The organism is Flavobacterium sp. TN-1 (assembly GCF_052828645.1).
In genome coordinates this window covers 3468509-3489167 of the sequence record NZ_CM128253.1, presented here as the reverse complement: position 1 = coordinate 3489167, position 20659 = coordinate 3468509, and the positions used below count along the sequence as shown (strand labels likewise).

General features: G+C 40.3%; 18 protein-coding genes. 16 read left to right on the top strand and 2 right to left on the bottom strand.

Annotated features, from left to right (window positions below; translation table 11 throughout):
* Window positions 1-8: 8 nt before the first annotated feature.
* The 16 genes from ACUXZJ_RS15770 to ACUXZJ_RS15695 all read left to right on the top strand — a co-directional run bounded on the left by ACUXZJ_RS15770 (window position 9) and on the right by ACUXZJ_RS15695 (window position 18662).
* Complete coding sequence (locus ACUXZJ_RS15770; RefSeq protein ID WP_446195467.1) at window positions 9-1436, top strand: TolC family protein; 1428 nt, start codon at window positions 9-11, stop codon at window positions 1434-1436.
* An 89-nt stretch (window positions 1437-1525) separates the two neighbouring features.
* Window positions 1526-2218 (top strand): FAD-dependent oxidoreductase, encoded by a 693-nt coding sequence (locus tag ACUXZJ_RS15765; RefSeq protein ID WP_195157469.1) that lies wholly within the window; start codon window positions 1526-1528, stop codon window positions 2216-2218.
* 65 nt (window positions 2219-2283) lie between these two features.
* On the top strand, window positions 2284-2868 hold the full coding sequence (locus tag ACUXZJ_RS15760; protein ID WP_195157468.1) for a DUF2652 domain-containing protein: 585 nt from the start codon (window positions 2284-2286) through the stop codon (window positions 2866-2868).
* Window positions 2869-2902: 34 nt separating this feature from the next.
* A complete protein-coding gene (locus ACUXZJ_RS15755; RefSeq protein WP_446195465.1) occupies window positions 2903-3220 on the top strand; it encodes a hypothetical protein in 318 nt (105 codons plus the stop codon).
* Window positions 3221-3492: 272 nt separating this feature from the next.
* Window positions 3493-3930 carry a universal stress protein gene (locus ACUXZJ_RS15750; RefSeq protein WP_195157466.1) on the top strand — a complete coding sequence of 146 codons (438 nt, stop codon included), beginning with the start codon at window positions 3493-3495 and terminating at the stop codon, window positions 3928-3930.
* 72 nt (window positions 3931-4002) lie between these two features.
* The gene (locus tag ACUXZJ_RS15745) at window positions 4003-5235 is read left to right on the top strand and encodes a saccharopine dehydrogenase family protein (RefSeq protein WP_195157465.1); all 1233 of its coding nucleotides are present in this window, start codon (window positions 4003-4005) and stop codon (window positions 5233-5235) included.
* A 26-nt stretch (window positions 5236-5261) separates the two neighbouring features.
* Complete coding sequence (locus ACUXZJ_RS15740) at window positions 5262-6131, top strand: SDR family oxidoreductase (RefSeq protein WP_195157464.1); 870 nt, start codon at window positions 5262-5264, stop codon at window positions 6129-6131.
* Between the two features lie 274 nt (window positions 6132-6405).
* On the top strand, window positions 6406-7251 hold the full coding sequence (locus ACUXZJ_RS15735) for an RteC domain-containing protein (RefSeq protein ID WP_195157463.1): 846 nt from the start codon (window positions 6406-6408) through the stop codon (window positions 7249-7251).
* 250 nt (window positions 7252-7501) lie between these two features.
* The gene (locus tag ACUXZJ_RS15730) at window positions 7502-7855 is read left to right on the top strand and encodes a helix-turn-helix domain-containing protein (RefSeq protein WP_195157462.1); all 354 of its coding nucleotides are present in this window, start codon (window positions 7502-7504) and stop codon (window positions 7853-7855) included.
* Between the two features lie 26 nt (window positions 7856-7881).
* Complete coding sequence (locus ACUXZJ_RS15725) at window positions 7882-8175, top strand: helix-turn-helix domain-containing protein (protein WP_080779246.1); 294 nt, start codon at window positions 7882-7884, stop codon at window positions 8173-8175.
* 100 nt (window positions 8176-8275) lie between these two features.
* Window positions 8276-9751, top strand: a complete 1476-nt coding sequence (locus tag ACUXZJ_RS15720) for a DUF3945 domain-containing protein (protein WP_195157461.1) — start codon at window positions 8276-8278, stop codon at window positions 9749-9751.
* 6 nt (window positions 9752-9757) lie between these two features.
* Window positions 9758-11842 (top strand): type IA DNA topoisomerase, encoded by a 2085-nt coding sequence (locus tag ACUXZJ_RS15715; protein ID WP_195157460.1) that lies wholly within the window; start codon window positions 9758-9760, stop codon window positions 11840-11842.
* Window positions 11842-12039 (top strand): ORF6N domain-containing protein, encoded by a 198-nt coding sequence (locus ACUXZJ_RS15710; RefSeq protein WP_446195459.1) that lies wholly within the window; start codon window positions 11842-11844, stop codon window positions 12037-12039. The genes ACUXZJ_RS15715 and ACUXZJ_RS15710 overlap by 1 nt, the downstream gene beginning before the upstream one ends.
* Before the next feature lie 53 nt (window positions 12040-12092).
* The gene (locus tag ACUXZJ_RS15705) at window positions 12093-12563 is read left to right on the top strand and encodes a hypothetical protein (protein WP_446195457.1); all 471 of its coding nucleotides are present in this window, start codon (window positions 12093-12095) and stop codon (window positions 12561-12563) included.
* A 266-nt stretch (window positions 12564-12829) separates the two neighbouring features.
* Window positions 12830-13267, top strand: a complete 438-nt coding sequence (locus ACUXZJ_RS15700) for a DUF1896 domain-containing protein (protein ID WP_195157459.1) — start codon at window positions 12830-12832, stop codon at window positions 13265-13267.
* Window positions 13254-18662, top strand: coding sequence for an N-6 DNA methylase (locus tag ACUXZJ_RS15695; protein ID WP_195157458.1), 5409 nt, complete (start codon window positions 13254-13256; stop codon window positions 18660-18662). The genes ACUXZJ_RS15700 and ACUXZJ_RS15695 overlap by 14 nt, the downstream gene beginning before the upstream one ends.
* Window positions 18663-18747: 85 nt before the next feature.
* On the opposite strand, the gene ACUXZJ_RS15690 is transcribed toward ACUXZJ_RS15695, so the two are convergent.
* Both ACUXZJ_RS15690 and ACUXZJ_RS15685 read right to left on the bottom strand, forming a co-directional pair.
* Window positions 18748-19653, bottom strand: a complete 906-nt coding sequence (locus ACUXZJ_RS15690) for a helix-turn-helix domain-containing protein (protein ID WP_195157457.1) — start codon at window positions 19651-19653, stop codon at window positions 18748-18750.
* A gap of 23 nt (window positions 19654-19676) precedes the next feature.
* Window positions 19677-20630: an alpha/beta hydrolase gene (locus tag ACUXZJ_RS15685; protein WP_195157456.1), complete on the bottom strand. Its 954-nt coding sequence runs from the start codon at window positions 20628-20630 to the stop codon at window positions 19677-19679.
* Window positions 20631-20659 lie beyond the last annotated feature (29 nt).

The following is a 20659-nucleotide window of genomic DNA, read 5'->3' as shown; positions in this document are numbered from 1 at the left end:
ATTTTAAAATGACTTCAATTAAGAATATAACATATACCATAGCTGGAGTATTTTTTGCATCGGGCATTATAACCTCTTGTTCCGTGCAGAAATACCAACAGCCAGCCTTGCAACTTCCCGAAACATTTAGAAACAGCGAAGTGGCGGCAGACAGCACAAATAATATTGCCCAATTAAGCTATAAGGATTTTTTTAAAGATCCTGTACTTGTCAATCTCATTGATAAGTCAATGGAAAAAAACTACGATTTACAGGTGGCTTTAAAACAGATTGAATTTGCATCACTTGGGTACAGGCAATCAAAATGGGCGTACGCCCCAAAAATTGATGCGACAATAGCCGGAGCTACAATTAATCGACCATCGAGTAACAGTATTGTCGGACTTCAAATGAGTCAATTCGGACGGAAATATACCGAAGATTATTCTACATCCGTCAACCTTTCGTGGGAAGCCGACATTTGGGGAAAAATCAAAGGGCAAAAAGAACAAGCCCTTACCGATTATCTTCAGACACAGGAAGCCGCAAAAGCCGTAAAGACAAGGTTGGTTTCTGAAGTAGTACAAGGGTATTACAATCTGTTGATGCTGGACAAGCAATTGGAAATCAGCCAAGCCAATTTATCGTTTGCCGATAGTACACTTGTTATCCTGAAAAAGCAGTACGAATTGGGAATGATTACTTCACTTGCCGTACAACAACAGGAAATAACAAAAGACCAGATATTTAAAAGTATTCCTGTTATTGAAAGTTCCATCAACACGCAGGAAAACGCATTGAGTATTCTTACTGGAACGATGCCGGACAAAATCGAAAGGCAATCTTCGCTTGATGATGTGCAGAAACCTGAAGACTTAGCTACCGGAATACCATCGCAAATGTTGGCGTTCAGACCGGATGTAAAAAGCAGTGAGCTGGATTTCAGGAAAAGCATTTCTGCTATACACGTTGCCAAAGTGAGTATGTACCCTGCCTTGAATATAACGGCACAAGGCGGTTTGAATACTTTCAAATCAAGTAATTGGTTTAATATACCAGGTTCTCTGTTCGGATTAGTTGGCGGTACAATTGTACAGCCGATTTTGAACGGAAAACAACTAAAGACCAGATACGAACAATCCAAGATAAGCTCGGAACAAGCAGAATTGAATTTTAAACATTCTGTGCTTAAAGCTGTGGGCGAAGTGTCTGACGCTTTGGTGCAGATTGAAAAATTAGAGGAACAACAAGCCATTGCGGAAAATTTGGTAAAACAGGCAGAAACTGTTGTCAATAATTCCCTGACGCTTTATAAGTACAATGAAGCAACCTATCTGGAAGTTATCGTAGCACAAACCAACAAGTTGCAGATAGAGTTGGATTTGGCTTCTATCAAAACGCAACGATTGAATGCAATAACCACGCTATACCGTTCGCTGGGCGGAGGATGGCAGTAGTTGTTGAGATATATTTTTTAACCTCATAGGAATTGTAAATCCTATGAGGTTTTAGGCGAAAACCTCAAAATTATAAAATTGATGAAATTATGTTCAAATTCCTATTAAAGAAAATATCAACACTCATAGAAGTAACGCAAATCGTGGAAGAAGTACCCGAAACGTTTACTTTCAAATTTGCTGTTCCCGAAAATATCAAGTGGAAATTGGGAGCTTATGACCATTTTTTAGCATCAGATTTAACGGGCGATAAACCTTTTAAGGGCAATCTCGTAAGGGAAATTTCGATTATGAGCCACCCTAATGAAAACTACATTGGGTTTACAACCCGCATCAGGAGCAATGCTTCCGATTTTAAGCAAGCGTTAGGAAAATTACAGGCTGGTGATAAGATTAGGGTATTTTTCTTCGGAAGCCATATCAAACTACCCGAAACAAATACGCCTGTTGTTTTTATCAGTATGGGCGAAGGCATTGCCACCTTTCGCCCTTTTATCATAGAACTGTTAGACAGGTATTCGGAAACCACCATTACGAACATCAATATTGAACGTAGCGGAAAATTTGTATATCAGGATGAGCTTAACGGATTGCCGGCAAACAAAATTAAAAATGTGCTGGTAACATCACGCAACGCCTTGTATGAGGGTATTGATAAAACGCTGGAAAACAAAGAAAATGTGTATTACGTTGTCGGTTCAAAACAGTTTAACAAAGATATTGGCAGTTATTTGAAGAAACACGATGTAGATAGAAAATCAATACGGTTTGATAAGCAATAAGAGTATGCTTTTCAGCATTCTTTTATCCAATTCAAAAAGTCATCAAAATAAGAAATGCCTATGTTATGACAAATACAAAAGTTAGAGAGGGGGTAATACTTATCCCGGATTTTAGTGGTTTTACGGAGTTTGTATTTAATACAAAAATCTATATGGGCGAAAACATTATAAAGCAACTATTGCAATCATTAATTGATATGAACAATCGCTATTTCTACATTTCAGAAATTGAGGGGGATGCTATTTTGTTTTATAAGTATAACAAAAAACCGTCTTTTAAAGATATCGTGGAAGTCGTTTTAAGAATGAATGCGGCGTTTGAGCAAAAACTTCTTGAATTGAATTTGCTTTTAAATACCCAGATTAAGTTGTCCCTGAAATTTATTATACATCACGGTAAGTTTTCAAGATACAATATCAAACTTTTCAGGAAACTATACGGCAAACCAGTTGTAGAAGCACATAAACTTTTGAAAAATGAATATGCGGAACAGCCATCTTACATTCTATTCAGCAATTCATTTTTAGAGGTAGCTAAGAACAATAATTACGTGATTTCAGATAAAGCGGTTTCAATTGATGGAATTGGTAAAATATATTACCTGAAGTCTAAATTACAGAAATTCAATAATGAAAAAATGAAAATATAACGATATGATTAGTACAGAAAAAACATTATCAGAAGTGATAGCAGTATTGGACAAGCGGGGCTATACCGAAAATTTTAACTTGTTGGAAGTACAGGATTCCTACAAGGATGACGGTGGCAAAATTGACCTGAACGACCTTGTTATAGATAAGATATATCGTTTTACAGGTCAGAATGATGTAGATGATGAGGCTATCCTTTATGCTATGCGTAACATTAAGGATGGAGCCAAAGGTATTTTTGTTAATGGCTACGGTATCTATACGGATGAAGAAGCTACTGCTATTATCGAAAAAATTTCAGTTAATGAAGTGGATGATAACGATTGGACTGAACCTAAAAATAATTTATAGTAATAATTAAAAATAAAAAAATGGAAAGCCAACAATACAATTCGGCTGCAAAGCCTAAAAAATGGAAATGATGCTTATCGCATTTCTTTTCGTGTATCCTATAATCAACATTATATTCTGGATTTTAGGATTTCTATTCGGAGAAAGTTTTTATCAGTTACCGCAATTAGTGAGAACACTTATTCTCGCCTTTCTGCTTGTTCCTATATTCGGGATAGGTATTCCCACTTTGCAGAAGAAATTTTACAAATGGACTATTAAATAAACAAGCAATGAAAAATATTATTCTCCCCGTAGATTTTTCTAAAACTACAAATATTCTTGTAGAAGCAACCATACAATTTGCAAAGGAGGTTGGCGGAAAAATTTATTTAATCCACGTGGATGCTACGCAAGAGATTGTGGTAGATATGAGTTTTGAGTATTCTCCTGAAAAAGAACAACAGGAATATTCTGAAGAATTGGTTCAGTTACGCAATCTGGAGGAACAGGTCAACAACGCAGGAGTTGAATGCGAACATATTTTATTGCAGGGGCATCCCGGAGCAGTTATTTTAGAATATGGCAAAGAAAAAGATGCAGCATATATTGTAATGGGTTCCCACGGAAGAAGCGGTCTGTATGACGTGTTTATCGGAAGTCTTACCAAGGAGCTGACCAGGCGTTCCCCTTTTCCAGTGCTTGTAATTCCCTGCCATCCCGAAGTTTAAAAATGTAAAAGAAGCAAAACCTATTGAGAATGCTTATTCTCTTTAATAAATGAATTTTTAAATCATCAAATTATGAAAGTAGTAATTATTGGCAGTGGCGGTCAGGGAACAGGATTAGCCAGCCTTTTGACATTAGAAAAGGACATCACATCATTAGTCCTTGCAGATTATTCAGAGAATGCCCTTGAAGCGGCAAAAACATCTATTGAACTGTTAGAAAACAGACTGGTGCAAGACATACAATACATAACTGTAAATGCGGCTGATGTGGAAGACGTAAGAAGAGTAAGCCAGGGTGCATCTGTTATTTTTAACGGAACAGTTCCGAAGTTCAACTACCCTATAATGAAAGCCGCTTTAGCAGAAAAGACACATTATATTGACTTGTTCGGAGCACCTTTTGAAGATGAGGGCGTTTCTTATGAAGAAACCCTTACCGCTCAATTTGACCTTAACGAAGCATTCAAAGATGCCGGAATATTAGGTGTGCCAAGTTTGGGAGCATCTCCGGGATGGACAACCTTGGTCGCATTGAAATCAATTGAAGAACTGGACGAAGTAAGCGAAGTTATTATCCGTTTTTACTATTATGCAGACACTGATAAGTTCTATTTCCCGGTAGCCCCTACTATCATACTTGGTGAATGGCTCGGAGCACCATCGCCTTTGCGTACGGTAAACGGAGTGGCTGAAACTGTTGACCTTTTGGAAAGTAAGGAAATTTTCGATTTTCTTCCTCCTTTCGGAAAACGGGAAGTATATACTGTAACTACTTCGCCTAATATCTTCATTATTCCTCAATTAGCAGACAAGCCGGTCGGACTGGTAGTGGAAAAATCCGGTATTGGTGTCGGTAAATTAGAAACTTTCGACATTATCGTTAAAGCACTTCAAAAGGTTACTTCAAAACAGGGCTGGGGAAAAGAAGAAATCAATATCATCGAAAAAATGGCGGAAGATGTCATTCTTCCTTTTGAGTTCTTAAATCTTCTCAAAGCCGGGGAAATCAGATTTGAAGGTTCTTCTGTTACTATTGAAGTAGCAGGAAAAAAAGACGGCAAGGATAAGCGAAAAATTAGTTACTGTAACAGCGATTTTAGTTTGACAAGTAAATATCTTCCGTGGTCTTCTCCGGGTGTATTTGCAACGATTGGCGGCTTGACTATAGAAACGGTGTTAGGATTGGTTCGTGGCGAAATTAAAGATAAAGGAGTATTACCTGTTTCATCGCTGGCTCTACGTGATGAACTTTTGGAAAGAATGAAAAAGAGAGGGTTTGTGATTCAGGAGGTTGAAATAGATTAATTTTTTAATACTTAAATAGAGTAAAAATGATTTTAGTAACAGGAGCATCCGGACAATTAGGAAATGCAACCGTGCAGAATTTGTTAAATAAAGTACCGGCAAATCAAATAGCGGTTTTGGTTAGGAACGAAAACAAAGTAGCCGATTTGAAAGAAAGAGGGATAAATATAAGGGTTGGTGATTATCACAATAAGCAATCGTTAATTAGTGCATTTAATGGAGTTGAGAAACTTCTATTTGTTTCGACAAGCGACCAAAATAATAGGCTGAAACAACAACAAAATGTCGTAGAAGCAGCCCAAGAAGCAGGTGTGAAACACATTTATTATACAGGAGCTTTGATAAAAGATTTAGATAGTTCTCCGCTGAAAGACTTTATGGTTCCTCATTACCAAACGGAAGAAATAATTAAAAATAGCAACCTGAAATACACTTTTTTTAGAAATAACCTATATGCGGATATCCTCCCTTTTTATTTGGGGCAAGAAGTTTTACATAGAGGAATTTTCTTTCCGGCAGGACATTCCCGCACAGCTTTTACGTTGAGAAATGATATGGCAGAAGCGTTCAGTAATGTAATTGCATCAAGCGAAAAACACGAAAATAAAATCTATGACATCAGTTCTTCCGACTCGGTTACCTTTGATGAGATTGCACAATTGTTATCAGAATTGTCAGGGAAAACTATCAGCTATACTGATGCCGATGCCGAAGTCCACACTAACATCCTCAAAGCCGCAGGTTTGCCTGAATATATCATCAACATCATTACTTCATTTGCAGCAGGAATCAAAAATAACGATTTCGACAATCCTGGTGACACGCTCGAAAAATTGCTCGGACGAAAACCCACCTCATTGAAAACCTATCTTAAATCGGTCTATTTTTCGAATTAACTTTGTTGAAAATGAATAACGAAAAGAACAAAGTTCCAAAGTATATACCACTTTGAAATAAAAGTTATATAAGTGGGCAACTAAAAGATTTTTTACTATAAATGCCGATACAGGATTTGTTTACTTACGTAAGATTTCTTTCAATATTTTAAGCCCTTTCAGCCTCTAATAATTACAAAAAATTGCCCAAGCTGGTTTCTGCTTGGGCTTTTTATTGGTTTTTGTTTTGAATTTTTGCACTGCGGCATCTTTTTCAACATTAAATTTTAAGGCTATGAAACATCTGCTACATAATATATTGAATGAGTTGCATAAAGTAGAGCAAAGGATTTCATTAGAAACCAGCACTTCCATAGATGAAGCGTATCAAATAAGGACATACCTTAAAGAGCTGCTTTTAAACTTGAAAAAACAAATCCTGGAAAAAGGATTTTCAGATAATGATGAGGAAATCTATTTTTTCAGAAATGTAAAACCACAGGTACTCGGAAAACTGATTTACTACAATAAGGTGTATAGCATAGAAACGGCTTGTCCCGTAGATAATGGAAAAATGTATTTCAACTATTTTTCTGTCCATTTGAAAATACTGAAGCAAGAATACGCTGAACATATCTGCAACTCTGATTTTTACAGATATTACAGGTCTGGAAGAACGGACAAGGACGAGGAATATTTCAAATTGGGGAAAATCAATTATTATGATTCATTGAGTAGTTATGTCTTTGAAATAGATTCACAATTTTCAACCTATTATGATTACAAGGTTGCACGTATCATATCAAATGAATTGTTGTACAACTACCTGTTGACAAAAATCAATCCCAATGAAAACCCTGATATGATTTTGCAAAAGCCGGAAAATTCCAAAGATATATTTTGGACAGATAGCAAGAATGCCCTTATTGAATTGATTTACGCTCTTTACGCTGCCGGTGTCATTTCACACGGCAAAATAAGTATTCGTAAAATAAGTATTATTTTTCAGATACTTTTCCGTATTCCGTTGAGTGACCTGCATCACGCATTCCACAGGATGAAAACCCGTAGTGGCTCCCGGACTGCATTTTTAGACCAGCTCAAAATATCCCTCGAAGAATATATGGATAAAGACCTTTAGCTACATTAAAACAGTAAGTTCAAAGCAGTACACAAAATGTACTGCTTTTTCTTTGCCCATATCTGCCAATTGGCAGAACCCGCAAATTTGAATGCAGGTTTTTACCTGATTTCAACAAAACCCTTAATTCATAAGGGTTTCCCCTAATTGTAAAAATTTTCAAAAAACTGCAAAACCAATTGGCAAGGCTTGGCAGACAAACACTGCCACCTTTAACAATTTTGCACAGGTAACATTAAAGACTTGTGCGATGAAAATAATAACCATTGAAGAAGAAGCCTGGAAGCATTTGAACGACCGTATCAATGCTATTGGCGACTATCTGAAAAGATTGGAAGATAACAGCTATGATGATTTGTGGCTCAATAACCACGAGGTATGCCAATACCTGCACATCAGCGAGAAAACCTTATGGCGTATGCGAACCAAAGGCGAGATTGCTTATTCAAAAATCTACGGTCAATATTTCTATACCATTGGAGCCATTAAGGATATGCTCAATGCCAATGCTGTACAGAGTAGTGACGAGTATGTGCAGGAGCTAATGGCAAAAGGCAAAAGCTATATCGAAAAAGGCAGAAAGCTAAAGACAGATAAAAAATAGGTATGAACCCTTAAAAGTATATCCCTATGAATATTGACAGAATGGAATTTTTGGCGTGGATGGAACGCCTGATGGGTCGCCTTGATATGCTGGGCGACAATATAGATGAGTTACAAAAGAAACGCAACAGCATAGACGGCGAGGAACTACTCGATAATCAGGATTTGCTTCAAATGCTGAAAATAAGCAACCGTTCCCTGCAACGGTATCGCTCCATCGGCAAACTACCTTATTATACGATAAGCGGAAAACTGTATTACAAGCTGTCCGATGTGCATCAGTTCATACGGGAAAGCTTTAACCCACCCTCAACCAAATAGAACGCCAATGAAAGACAAACACTGCCTTTGAATGCCACTTAATGCAAATCAATGAAGGCTTGCTTTACATTCGACAGTGAATTTTTAAAATTTTCAGATTATGAGCGAAGAAACAACAAATAAGCAGGAAATGCCCGAACAGTTATCGGACATCTTATTGGTACTGGATAAAGAAAAAATGAAAATCCAAGCCGTAAAGAGTATAGACGAAAACGGGAAAATGGAAACCGTTGACCCCACAAAGAAAAACGAAAACCAATTTATGCGTGTGGACAAAAGCGGCGATTTCTTTTCCAACTTCTTTTCCAATTTTTTCAGTCAACTGAAGAACCCTACCAATTTCTCATTCTTTAAAGTGCCTGCACCTATTGCCGTTGAAAAAGCACAGGAAATGCAAAAGCAGGTAGATAAGCCAACTCCCGAAGGCGAAAAAGTGATGAAAGAACACGAAGTAAAAGCCGAAGCAAAACAGGATAATAAACAAGAATATAAAAATGATATGGCAACAACACAAACAACGCCGGAAAAAAGCGAATACCGCTACAAACCGGAGCAGATTGATTGGGACACAATGAACAATCTCGGATTAAGTAAGGAATATCTTGAAAAAAGGAACCTCCTTGAACCATTATTGAAAGGCTACAAAACCAATGAGCTTATACCTGTGAGCGTTAATTTCGGCACAGCCATTCTTCGTACAGATGTCCGTTTGTCTTTACAGACAACCGAAGATGGAAAATTAGTTCCGGCATTAAATGGTATCCGTAAAGAACCTAACCTCAACTTTGAATTTTTTGGACACAAGTTTACGGATGAAGATAAGAAAAACTTGCTCGAAACTGGAAATATGGGGCGTGTGGTTGATTTAAAAAATTCCAAAACAGGCGAACTAATGCCGTCCATTATCAGTGTGGACAGGCTTACCAATGAGCTTATTGCATTGCGAACAGATTTCATAAAAATTCCCGATGAAATTAAGGGCGTGAAACTGGACGATGCCCAAAAGCAAACCTTAATGGAGGGCAAACCGCTAAAGTTAGAGGGTATGATTTCTACCAAAGGAACAGAGTTTTCGGCAACAGTACAGTTCAATGCAGATAAGCGTTATGTGGAGTTCCTTTTTGACCGCAATAATTCCAATAGACAAACCCAAAGCAACGGTCAAACTCAAAACAATGGACAAAGTAATCAGCAAAGCCAGCCGCAGGAAGCTCCAAAAACATTCAGGGGCAAAGAACTGACTGATGAGCAGCATAAGGATTTTAAAGCCGGACAAACCGTTTACATTGACGGATTGAGGGATAAAAAAGGGCAACCGTATCAGGGTTATATCACTTTCAATGCAGAAACAGGAAAAACGAACTTCCAATTTCCAAGCCAGGTTAAAGCACAGGCAAAACCTGCCGAAGCCCACAAAACGCAAACTGCCGTCAATTCGGAGGGCAAAACCAACGAAGCGACCAAAAACATCAACGAGCCTTTGAAGTCGGGACAGCAAAGACCAAAAAACAAACAGCAGCAGGAACAACAGGAAAAACCCAAAGCTCCTGCAAAGTCCAAAGGTGTAAAAAGGTAATCAAGTATGAAAACAATTATTGCAGAAAAACCAAGCGTAGCAAGGGAAATAGCCGGACTTGTGGGAGCATCCGATAAAAAGGATGGCTATCTGACAGGTAACGGCTATTTTGTTACGTGGGCATTCGGTCATTTAATAGGATTGGGAATGCCCGAAGATTACGGCATTTCAGGGTTTGACAAAACAGCCTTACCAATACTCCCAAATCCCTTTTTGCTGACCGTCCGGAAAGTAAAAAAAGACAAAGGCTATACCACCGATACAGGTGCATTAAAGCAACTGAAAGTTATCGAAAAGCTTTTTAGCCGTAGCAACAGCATTATTGTTGCTACCGATGCGGGACGTGAGGGCGAACTCATTTTCAGGTACATTTATGAATACCTGAAATGTAACAAGCCCTTTGAACGCCTTTGGATAAGCTCGCTTACCGAAAAAGCCATCAAGCAAGGCTTTGACAATCTAAAAGACGGAACATCATTTGACGGATTGTATCAGGCAGCACAAGGCAGAAGCCGTGCCGATTGGCTCGTGGGCATCAATGCTACACAGGCGTTGAGCATTGCCGCAGGCAACGGTATTTATTCGCTCGGAAGAGTGCAGACACCTACACTGGCTTTGATATGCAAACGCTATCTGGAAAACAAGAATTTCACGGTAAAAAATTATTGGCAGATACAGCTATTGCACAACAAAGAACTGATAGATTTTAAAAGCCTTTCCAAAACCAAATGGGAAGACCAAAAACTTGCCTATGATACGCTGAAAGCCATTCAGCGAAGCGAAACGGCAACAGTTACATCAGTAGAAACCAAAAGCGTTACAGAACAACCGCCTTTATTGTTCGACCTTACCGGATTGCAAAAGGAAGCCAATAAAAAATTGAACCTTTCTGCCGAAGAAACCCTCAACATTGCCCAAAGCCTTTACGAAAAGAAGTTTATCACGTACCCACGTACCGGAAGCAAATACATTCCCGAAGATATGTGGGCAGAAATCCCTAACCTCGTGAGGGCTTTGCAAGATAGGGAAACGTGCAAGCAAGCCGTAGCAAAGATGAAATGGGGACGTTTTAATAAACGCATCGTGAACGACCTGCGTGTAACCGACCACCACGGATTATTGATTACTGATAAAATCCCGTCAGCACTGAACGCAAAGGAAAACGCTGTTTATGATATGATTGCCTTTCGGTTGCTCGAAGCCCTTTCACAAGCCTGTATCAAAGAGATAACCGATGTTGGTTTACAGGTATTGCATTATGATTTTACAGCAAAGGGTTGTAAGATTATGGAAGCTGGCTGGCGTTCCGTTAAGGGAAGTTTCACGGACGATGATACCGAACCTGTACAGGATTTACCCGAACTGAAAAAAGGCGATGAAATCAAAATCAAAGAAGCCTCCGTTCTCGAAAAGAAAACCAAACCGCCTGTGCTTTATACCGAAGCAGGGCTTTTGTCGGCTATGGAAACTGCCGGAAAGGAAATCGAAAATGAAGACGAACGCAAGGCTTTACAAAATATCGGTATCGGTACTCCGGCTACAAGAGCCGCAATAATCGAAACCCTGTTTACCCGTAACTATATCCACCGAGAAAAGAAATCCTTAATCCCTACCGAAAAGGGATTGCAAGTGTATGAATTGGTTAAAGAACGGAAAATTGCGGACGTGGCAATGACTGCCGAATGGGAACTCGCATTGCAGAAAATCGAAAACAACGAAACTGATGCAGGGGCATTTCAAAAGGAAATGGAACATTACGCTTCATCTATTACCAATGAATTGTTGCAAACTTCCATTGCCCAAAACAACCTGCCCAAATTGGTTTGCCCGAAATGCAAAAGCCAGCAACTCATTATCCGTGATAAAATCGTGAAGTGTCCTGATGAGGCTTGTAATTGGGTACAGTTCCGTAATGTGTGTGGTGTACAAATCGGCATAGCCGATATTGAAAGCCTTATCAATAAAAAGAAAACTTCACTCATCAAAGGAATGAAAAGCAAGGCAGGTAAGAAATTCGATGCGTATATCGTATTGAAAGAGGATTGTACAACTTCCTTTGAGTTTGCCAAAAATAAAAGCTACAAAAAGTAATGGAAAATAAGCCAACCATTAGTACAATGGAAATCAGAAATATGATTTATTCCATACGTGGAAAGCAAGTGATGCTGGATAGCGACCTCGCTTCCTTATACCAGGTGGAAACAAAGAACCTCAACAAAGCTGTAAAAAGAAATATTGAAAGGTTTCCTGCTTCTTTTTGCTTTCAACTGACCGAAGAGGAAGTTTGAGCTACGGCGGAAGACGTTATCTACCCTATGTTTTTACCGAACAAGGGGTCGCAATGGCTTCTGCCATACTCCGTTCCGATATAGCCGTTAAAGTCAGTGTTGAAATTATGGAAGCCTTTGTAGAAATGCGTAGAATGCTTATTAGCAATGCTTCTCTTTTTCATCGTTTGGATAAGATTGAACTTAAACAATCAGAAGCCGACCAAAAATTTGAAGAGATTTTTAAGGCTTTGGAAAGCGATAAGCTCCAAAGCGAAAAAGGAATTTTCTACAACGGGCAGGTTTTTGATGCCTACACCTTTGTTTCCGATATTGTCCGAAATGCTAAAATATCCATTATCCTACTGGATAATTATGTGGATGACACGGTATTGACCTTATTGGGTAAACGGAACAATATTGTAACCGCAACAATCTATACCAAGAGCATCAGCAATCAGCTACGGTTGGATGTACAACGGTACAACAGCCAATATCCTCCGATTGAAATTGAGATTTTTCCGATGCTCACGACCGATTTATGATGATTGACGGTACGGAGCTTTACCATATCGGAGCATCACTCAAAGACCTGGGCAAAAAATGGTTTGCCTTTTCGAGAATGGATATTGAAGTCGGTAGGATGCTTCAAATCCTAAACAATCAATAGAACCTCTGAATTTTCAGAGGTTTTTTATTGCCCATTACGTCAAATCCTACCTCTCAAAGCCAAACCCTGCCACTTCTGCAATGGGGCTTATCTACTGCTATAATTTTAGGCTTCAAGTAAAATTCTAAACAAAATTATAGTATGGATACACAGCAAAAAGACCTATCGTATTTCAGGTTACGATTACAAGAATTATTAAACACCAGCTTCCCCGACAAGGCAAATGACCAAAAGTTTATTGAACAGCGTTCTTCGTGGGCTGCCAATGCCTACGAGGGTGCTTTTAGTTCGGGAAACGCCATTGAGCGATGCAACGAAATAGCTAACTACATTCTTTTCGAGGGCTTGCATTTTTCAAAATTCGATACCGTTTTTCAGGTGGTATGCAATGAGTTTGATACCATAATGGCAGACGAGGAACTGCGACCATTTGCCCTTAAAATGTTTCCTGTTTGCGAGCCTGTTTTCTCCGCCTATGAACTAACCGATGATTTCGCATACGGTTATGAGTTTGATTTACTCTATACCGAAATAACGGGAACCATCGCAATATGGATAGAGGAAAATGGGCTTCAGTAAACGCCAAAATCTCCAACAGAACATTGATGCCCTGCGAATTGCTTTTAAACTGGAAAAGGAGAAACGGCAAGCCACCGTAGGCGAAAGACTGTCATTGATGCGTTATAGCGGATTTGGCGGTCTTAAATTCGTTCTGAACCCCATAGCGGACAAAACAGACATCAACCATTGGAGGAAAACCGAACACGATTTATTCCCCATTACGCAGGAACTCCACCAACTGCTCAAAGAAAATTCCGAAGACGATAAGCAATACCGCAGGTACGTGGATAGTATGAAAAGCTCCGTACTGACAGCGTTTTATACACCGCCACAGGTAATAGATGCGATTTCCGCAACCTTGCGTGAAAGCGGTCTGAACATTGATAAATTCCTTGAACCCTCTGCCGGTATCGGCTCATTCATACAATCCTTTTCGGAAAATCAAAAAGCCAATGTTACCGCTTATGAAAAGGATTTGCTTACAGGCAAGATTTTAAAACAGCTTTATCCTGAAAGCAATATCCGTATAAGTGGTTTTGAGGAAATCCCCGAAAAGGAACAAAACAGCTATGATGTAATCGCCAGTAATATACCGTTTGGCGATACTTCCGTATTTGACCTTTCCTATTCCCGAAGCAAAGACAGTACAAAAGTACAGGCAGCCCGAAGCATACACAATTACTTTTTCCTGAAAGGTACTGATATGCTCCGTGAGGGCGGTTTGCTGGCTTACATTACTTCACAGGGCATTCTGAACAGCCCGAAGAACGAACCGATACGCAGGGCGTTGATGCAGGATAATAATTTGGTTTCGGTTGTGAGATTGCCTAATAACTTGTTTACCGAATATGCAGGTACGGAAGTAGGCAGTGACCTGATTATCCTGCAAAAGAATACGGCAAAACAAAATCTGACCGAAAGGGAAGATCTGTTTTGCCAAAGCAGGCAAACAGAATACAATACACCGGGCAATGCGCTCTTTCAGGACAGTACAAGAATAATCTATACCGACCAAAAATTAGATACCGACCCATACGGGCAACCCGCCTTAATCTATACACATAAAAATGGTGTTGAGGGGATTGCCAAAGACCTCAAACAGATGCTTTCCGAAGATTTTGGAAAGCACCTGAATTTGGGTTTATACAATGGCGAACGGAACGATGAACCTGTTATGCAAATTCCAATTGAGCCAAAGGTTACACCTCCGGTTGTTGAGCCTGTTATTCTTCAACCTGAACCACTGCGAATCATACAGGAAAGCCCGCAGGAACTAAAGCAACTAAGCATTTTTGATTTGTTTGAAAATATAAACGAACCCGTAGCAATTCTTGCCCCGCCCAAAAGAGCGATCACAACCAAAAGACAAAGCACTAAAATAAACCGTCGTGCAATAGGTCGCCAAACCGACCTGTTCAGTGCGATGCAGCAGCCCTATACACCTCCGGTTACCAATAAAAATACCGATGGTAATATCTCTGCCAATGGTAAAAAACAGGAAGCTATCGGCGACCTGTTTTCAAGTATCAATGGGAATGGCCAAGCTGATAAGCCAGCCATTACCGATACCATTCCCGAACCTGCCCCGTATAGTGGCGAACTGCAATCGTTCCACCGAAACGATTGCCTTGTCCTGGATAATGGATGGGTTGGTCATTTGCAAGATGTAGATACATCAGACGGTACGGCAGTTTTCCACCCTTTGCAGTTGCCACCTGTACAGAAAGCAAGAGCCGAAGCGTATATCGGGGTGCGTGATGTTTACCAAGAACTTTACAATAAAGAGGCAAAGTTTCAGACCGAATACAAGGAAGAAAGGGGAACCCTTAACCGCCTTTACGATGCCTTTGTCAAAAGGTACGGCAACTTCAACAGTGCCGATAATATCAAGCTCATCAAAACGGATAGCTCCGGCAAGGAAATTCCTTATTTGGAGCGTGTCGTTGGCGGCGTTGTACACAAAGCGGATATATTCAGCCGTCCTGTAAGTTTCTCCACCCTAACAATAGCAACAGACAATCCCGAAGAAGCGTTGGCGGCTTCGTTGAACAAATACGGAAACGTGGATTTGGGCTATATGTCTGAAATCAGCGGTATGACGGACGATGCTTTGAAAGAAGCCTTACACGGTCGTATTTACTACAATCCTCTGCAAAAGGAATATGAAATATCCGAACGCTGGATTGCTGGCAACGTAGTGGAGAAAGCCCAAGAGGTCAAAGTGTATCTCGAACGCAATACCGATGATACCGAAGCCAAAGCAAGCCTTACGGTTTTGGAAGAAGCCCGACCAAGACGTATCGAATTTGAGGAACTCGATTTTAATTTGGGCGAACGCTGGATACCCACAGGCATTTATGCCCGATTTGCTTCACATCTTTTTGATACGGACGTACTCGTTCATTACTCTGAAAGCTCCGATGACTTTTCAGTAAAGTGCGACCGTAAGAATTTGCATATATGGGAAAAATACGCTGTCAAGGCTGAAAGCCGGACGTTTGACGGGATTGCCCTGCTCAAACACGCCCTTGTCAATACCACGCCTGATATTACCAAAAAAATTACGGTTGGCGACCAAGAGGTCAAGGTACGGGATATGGAAGCCATACAAATGGCGAACACCAAGATTGACGAAATCCGTACCGCTTTTACCGATTGGCTTCACGCCCAAAACGATGACTTTAAAAACAGGCTGACCGACCAATACAACGACACCTTTAACTGTTTCGTCCGACCGAACTATGACGGAAGCCATCAGGACTTTCCTGGATTAGACCGTAAAGCGTTGGGCATTGAAGACCTGTATTCGAGCCAAAAGGACACCGTTTGGATGATAAAGCTCAATGGCGGTGCTATCTGCGACCACGAAGTAGGTGCAGGAAAAACGTTGGTAATGTGTACGGCTGCGCAGGAAATGAAGCGTTTGGGATTAGCCCACAAGCCGATGATTATCGGGCTAAAAAGCAATGTTCACGAAATTGCAGAAGCCTACCGAACCGCTTACCCTCACGCCAAAATCCTTTTTCCGGGCAAAGAAGATTTTACGCCCCAAAAACGCCTGCGGATTTTCGGAGATATTAAAAACAACGATTGGGATTGTGTGATTCTGACACACGACCAATTCGGAATGATACCCCAAAGCCCCGAAATTCAAAAGGAAATACTCGAAATAGAATTGGACAGTGTAGAGCGTAACCTCGATGCCCTGCAATCGCAAGGCAAGGAAGTAACCAGAGGGATGCTTGCCGGGGTAATCAAGCGGAAAGAAAACCTCGAAGTCAAACTCAAAACCCTGCAACACGATATTGAAAACCGCAAAGATGATGTGGTAGATTTTAAGATGATGGGCATTGACCATTTGTTCGTTGATGAAAGTCATCAATTCAAAAACCTAATGTTCAACACAAGGCATACAAGGGTTGCCGGATTGGGGAACGTGGACGGCAGCCAAAAGGCAATAAACCTGCTCTTTGCTATCCGTACCATTCAGGAGCGCACAAATGCGGATATGGGAGCAACTTTCCTTTCGGGAACGACCATCAGTAATTCCCTTACGGAACTGTACCTGCTTTTTAAATACCTGCGACCACGGGCATTGGAAAAACAGGGCATTCACTCTTTTGATGCGTGGGCAGCCATCTATGCAAGGAAAACGACCGATTACGAGTTTTCGGTTGCCAATAATATTGTCGCAAAAGAACGCTTCCGCTATTTTATAAAAGTGCCGGAGCTGGCACAGTTCTACTCCGAAATCACAGATTACCGGACGGCAAAAGATATAGGCATTGACCGCCCCAATAAGAACGAGGTATTGTATAACATACCACCCACACCCGACCAGGAAGAATTTATCAAAAAGCTAATGGAGTTTGCCAAAACAGGAAATGCAGAACTGTTGGGCAGACCAAAATTAAGTGCCAGCGAAGAAAAAGCAAAGATGCTTATCGCTACGGACTATGCCCGTAAGATGTCGCTGGATATGCGTATGGTAAGCGGCAGGTACGATGACCATCCCGATAACAAGGCTTCGCATTGTGCCGCAAACATCGCTAAATATTATAACCAATACAATGCACAGAAAGGAACACAGTTCGTTTTCTCCGATTTGGGAACATACAAGCCTGGCGAATGGAATGTGTATTCCGAAATCAAACGCAAGCTCGTGGAAGACCACGGCATATCCGCAAACGAAGTCCGCTTTATACAGGAGGCTAAAAATGATAAGCAGCGTAAGGAACTTATCAAAGGTATGAACGAGGGAAAAATCCGTGTACTGTTCGGTTCAACGAGTATGCTCGGAACAGGTGTCAACGCACAGAAAAGAGCCGTTGCCGTTCATCATCTGGATACTCCGTGGCGACCAAGCGACCTTGCCCAAAGGGACGGTAGGGCTGTCCGAAAAGGCAATGAAATTGCCAAGTTCTTTGCAGATAACAAAGTCGATGTGATTATCTATGCCGTGGAAAAATCATTGGATAGTTATAAGTTTAACCTGTTGTACAACAAGCAACTTTTTATAGACCAATTAAAAAACAACAATCTCGGCAAACGAACCATTGACGAGGGCAGTATGGACGAAAAATCGGGAATGAATTTTTCGGAATACGTGGCTATCCTTTCTGGAAATACAGACCTGCTGGATAAAGCCAAACTGGAAAAGCAGATTGCAGGTTTGGAAAGCGAAAAACAGGCGTTTAACCGTTCTAAGTTCAGTGCCAAATACAAGCTGCAAGACTTTACGGAATTGCTGGAAAGTACGCAATCACGCTTAAACAGAATGAACCTTGATTGGGAAAACTTACAGCAACGCATACAAAAGCGTTCGGACGGCACAATCGCAAACCCTGTACAGTTGAACGGCTTACCGCCCAATGCGGATATAAAACAAATCGGTGCAAAGCTCAACCAGCTTGCGGACAAAGCCCGCACCGGAGGTCAGTACGAAGAAATAGGAAACCTGTACGGTTTTACCTTATTAGTTAAAACCGAAATGTCCGAAAAAGAGGGCGTGGATATAAGGGTTAACCGCTTTTTGATTCAGGGCGAGGGCAATATCAAATATACCTACAACAATGGTCTAATCGCCAAAGATGAAAAGCTGGCGGCTATGAACTTCCTTAACGCACTGGAGAAATTGCCCGGCTATATCGAGCAGGAGCAAAAGAAAATTGCGGAGATAAAAAAAGACCTGCCCATTCTTCAGGAAGTGGTAAACGGTACGTGGTCTAAAGAAAGCAGATTGAGCGAACTTAAAACGGAACTGGCTGCCGTTGAGCGAAAGATACAGTTGTCTATCACGCCCGAACCTAAAGAAGAACCTGCGGAACAAAAAGAGAAACAAAAAGAAGCTCCCAATATTTCGGATAGTATTGTAAGAACACCAGGTATTCATTTACCTCGTGGGGTGTTATAGTAATGAAATGGTCTGTTTTTCTTCCTGACGAACATAAAAATATAAAGTAAACAGATGTTGGTAGCACGGGTTTTCAGTCCGTCCGTCAGCTAAACGACTGCCTAAATTCCATAGGTGAAAGGTTGGTTTTTGTCCTAAACAACTTGCTGAATGATTGCGGATGTTCAAAGCCCAATTCGTAAGCAATCTCGCTTACAGATGAGTTTGTCGTTGACAATTTTTCTTTGGCTTTTTCAATCATTCTGTTATGGATATGTTGTTGAGCAGTTTGTCCTGTTAATGATTTTAAGGTATCGCCTAAATAATGCGGGGATAAATTTAGTTCGTTGGCAAGATACTGAACGGTTGGCAAACCTTGTTGTTGAGTATAATTTCTTTCAAAATAATCGGACAACACTTTTTCCAATTTTGAAAGCAAGTCATTTCCTTTCTTTTTGAGTTCTAATGCCTGCCTATTGTAAAAACGATTGGCATAATTGAGTAATGTTTCTATGTGGGTAACAATAATGTCCTGGCTGAATGGGTCGCCTATTTCATACTCTTCAGATATGCTTTTCATTAAAGAAACTATTTTGTTTTCTTCATCATCAGAAATGTGCAATGCCTGATTTACCGAATAGGAGAAAAAGTCAAATTTATTGATGTTTTTTGCCAAAGGGTAATTCTGAATAAAATCAGGATGAAACGCCAAAGCCCAACCACCTGTAAATTGGTGGTCGTAAATAGAAACTACTTGTTTTGGTGACTGAAATGTTAAAGAGCCATTGTCAAAATCGAAAAATTGCTGTCCATATCCCAATTTGCCGCTCGGATTCTTTTTTATCCATACAGAATAAAAATTGAAAACCAATTTGTGGGAACTTGCGTGAGCCAAACATAATTTTCCGCTTAAATCTATCACTGTAATTAACGGATGTTTAGGCGGTGGCAAAAAGAAAAGCTCGTGCAATTCTACTATGTTATTGACGGTATAAGGCAAACTCTTTTTCACGTCAGCAAAGTTAGATAAAACTTTTAAACCGACTGAATGGTTCTTATTCTGTCAAGCATAGCTCTTTTGGCGATTGAGGAATTGGGTGCAATCACTTCAAAAGCGTGGGGTGTACCTGGGTGAAGATGAAATTCAACAGGAATGCCTGCTTTGGACAACTTTTGCAAATAAGCAATATTTTCATCTCTGAAAATATCAAGAAAACCTACTTCAATGTATGCAGGAGCAAGATTATCAAAATCTGTGAGGTAAGCGGGAATTGCAACAGGCGATATGGAAGAACTGTCTGCTTCCCGTCCCAAAGAAGCCTGCCAACCCGTGAAATTGGAATCATAATTCCAAACGACAAATGGCAACAATTTTTCATCGGGCAAAACGGTTCTGCTATCCAACATTGGATAAATTAAAATCTGTTTGGCAAGTGGAATGTTTTCGTCACGGGCTAATATGGCTGCACCTGCGGCAATGCCACCGCCAGCACTGTCGCCCATAACAGCAATGCGGTTTGGGTCTATCCCTAATTCATTGGAATTTTCTTTTAGCCAAAGTAAGCCTGCAAACACGTCTTCGGAATGTACCGTTCCCTGTACTTCGGGGGCTAATCTGTAACCGACAGCCAAAAAAGGCACGCCTGTAAGATGAACATAATGCTCTATCAGGAGGTTGTAAACATCTACTGAACCTGCTATTCTTCCGCCACCGTGGGCGTAAATAATGGCTGATTCCGATTGAATGTTTTTGCTCGTGTACCAATGAAGATAGATTTCTGCACCGTCTTTGGAATGTGTTGTAAACTTTTGAACTGATACATCTTCACGGCTTGGAAATATGTTGAACATATTTTTTAGTAGAACGTCTGCATTTTCTCTAAGTGTTTTCCAATCGCCTTTTTCTGGCGGAGTAGTTGGTGGATATTTTGCCAAGAAATCTGAAAGTCCTGATTCTATTTCTGCATCAAAAGCATAATGTGTAGTCATATTCTTTTACTTTAAAAGTTATGACGCAA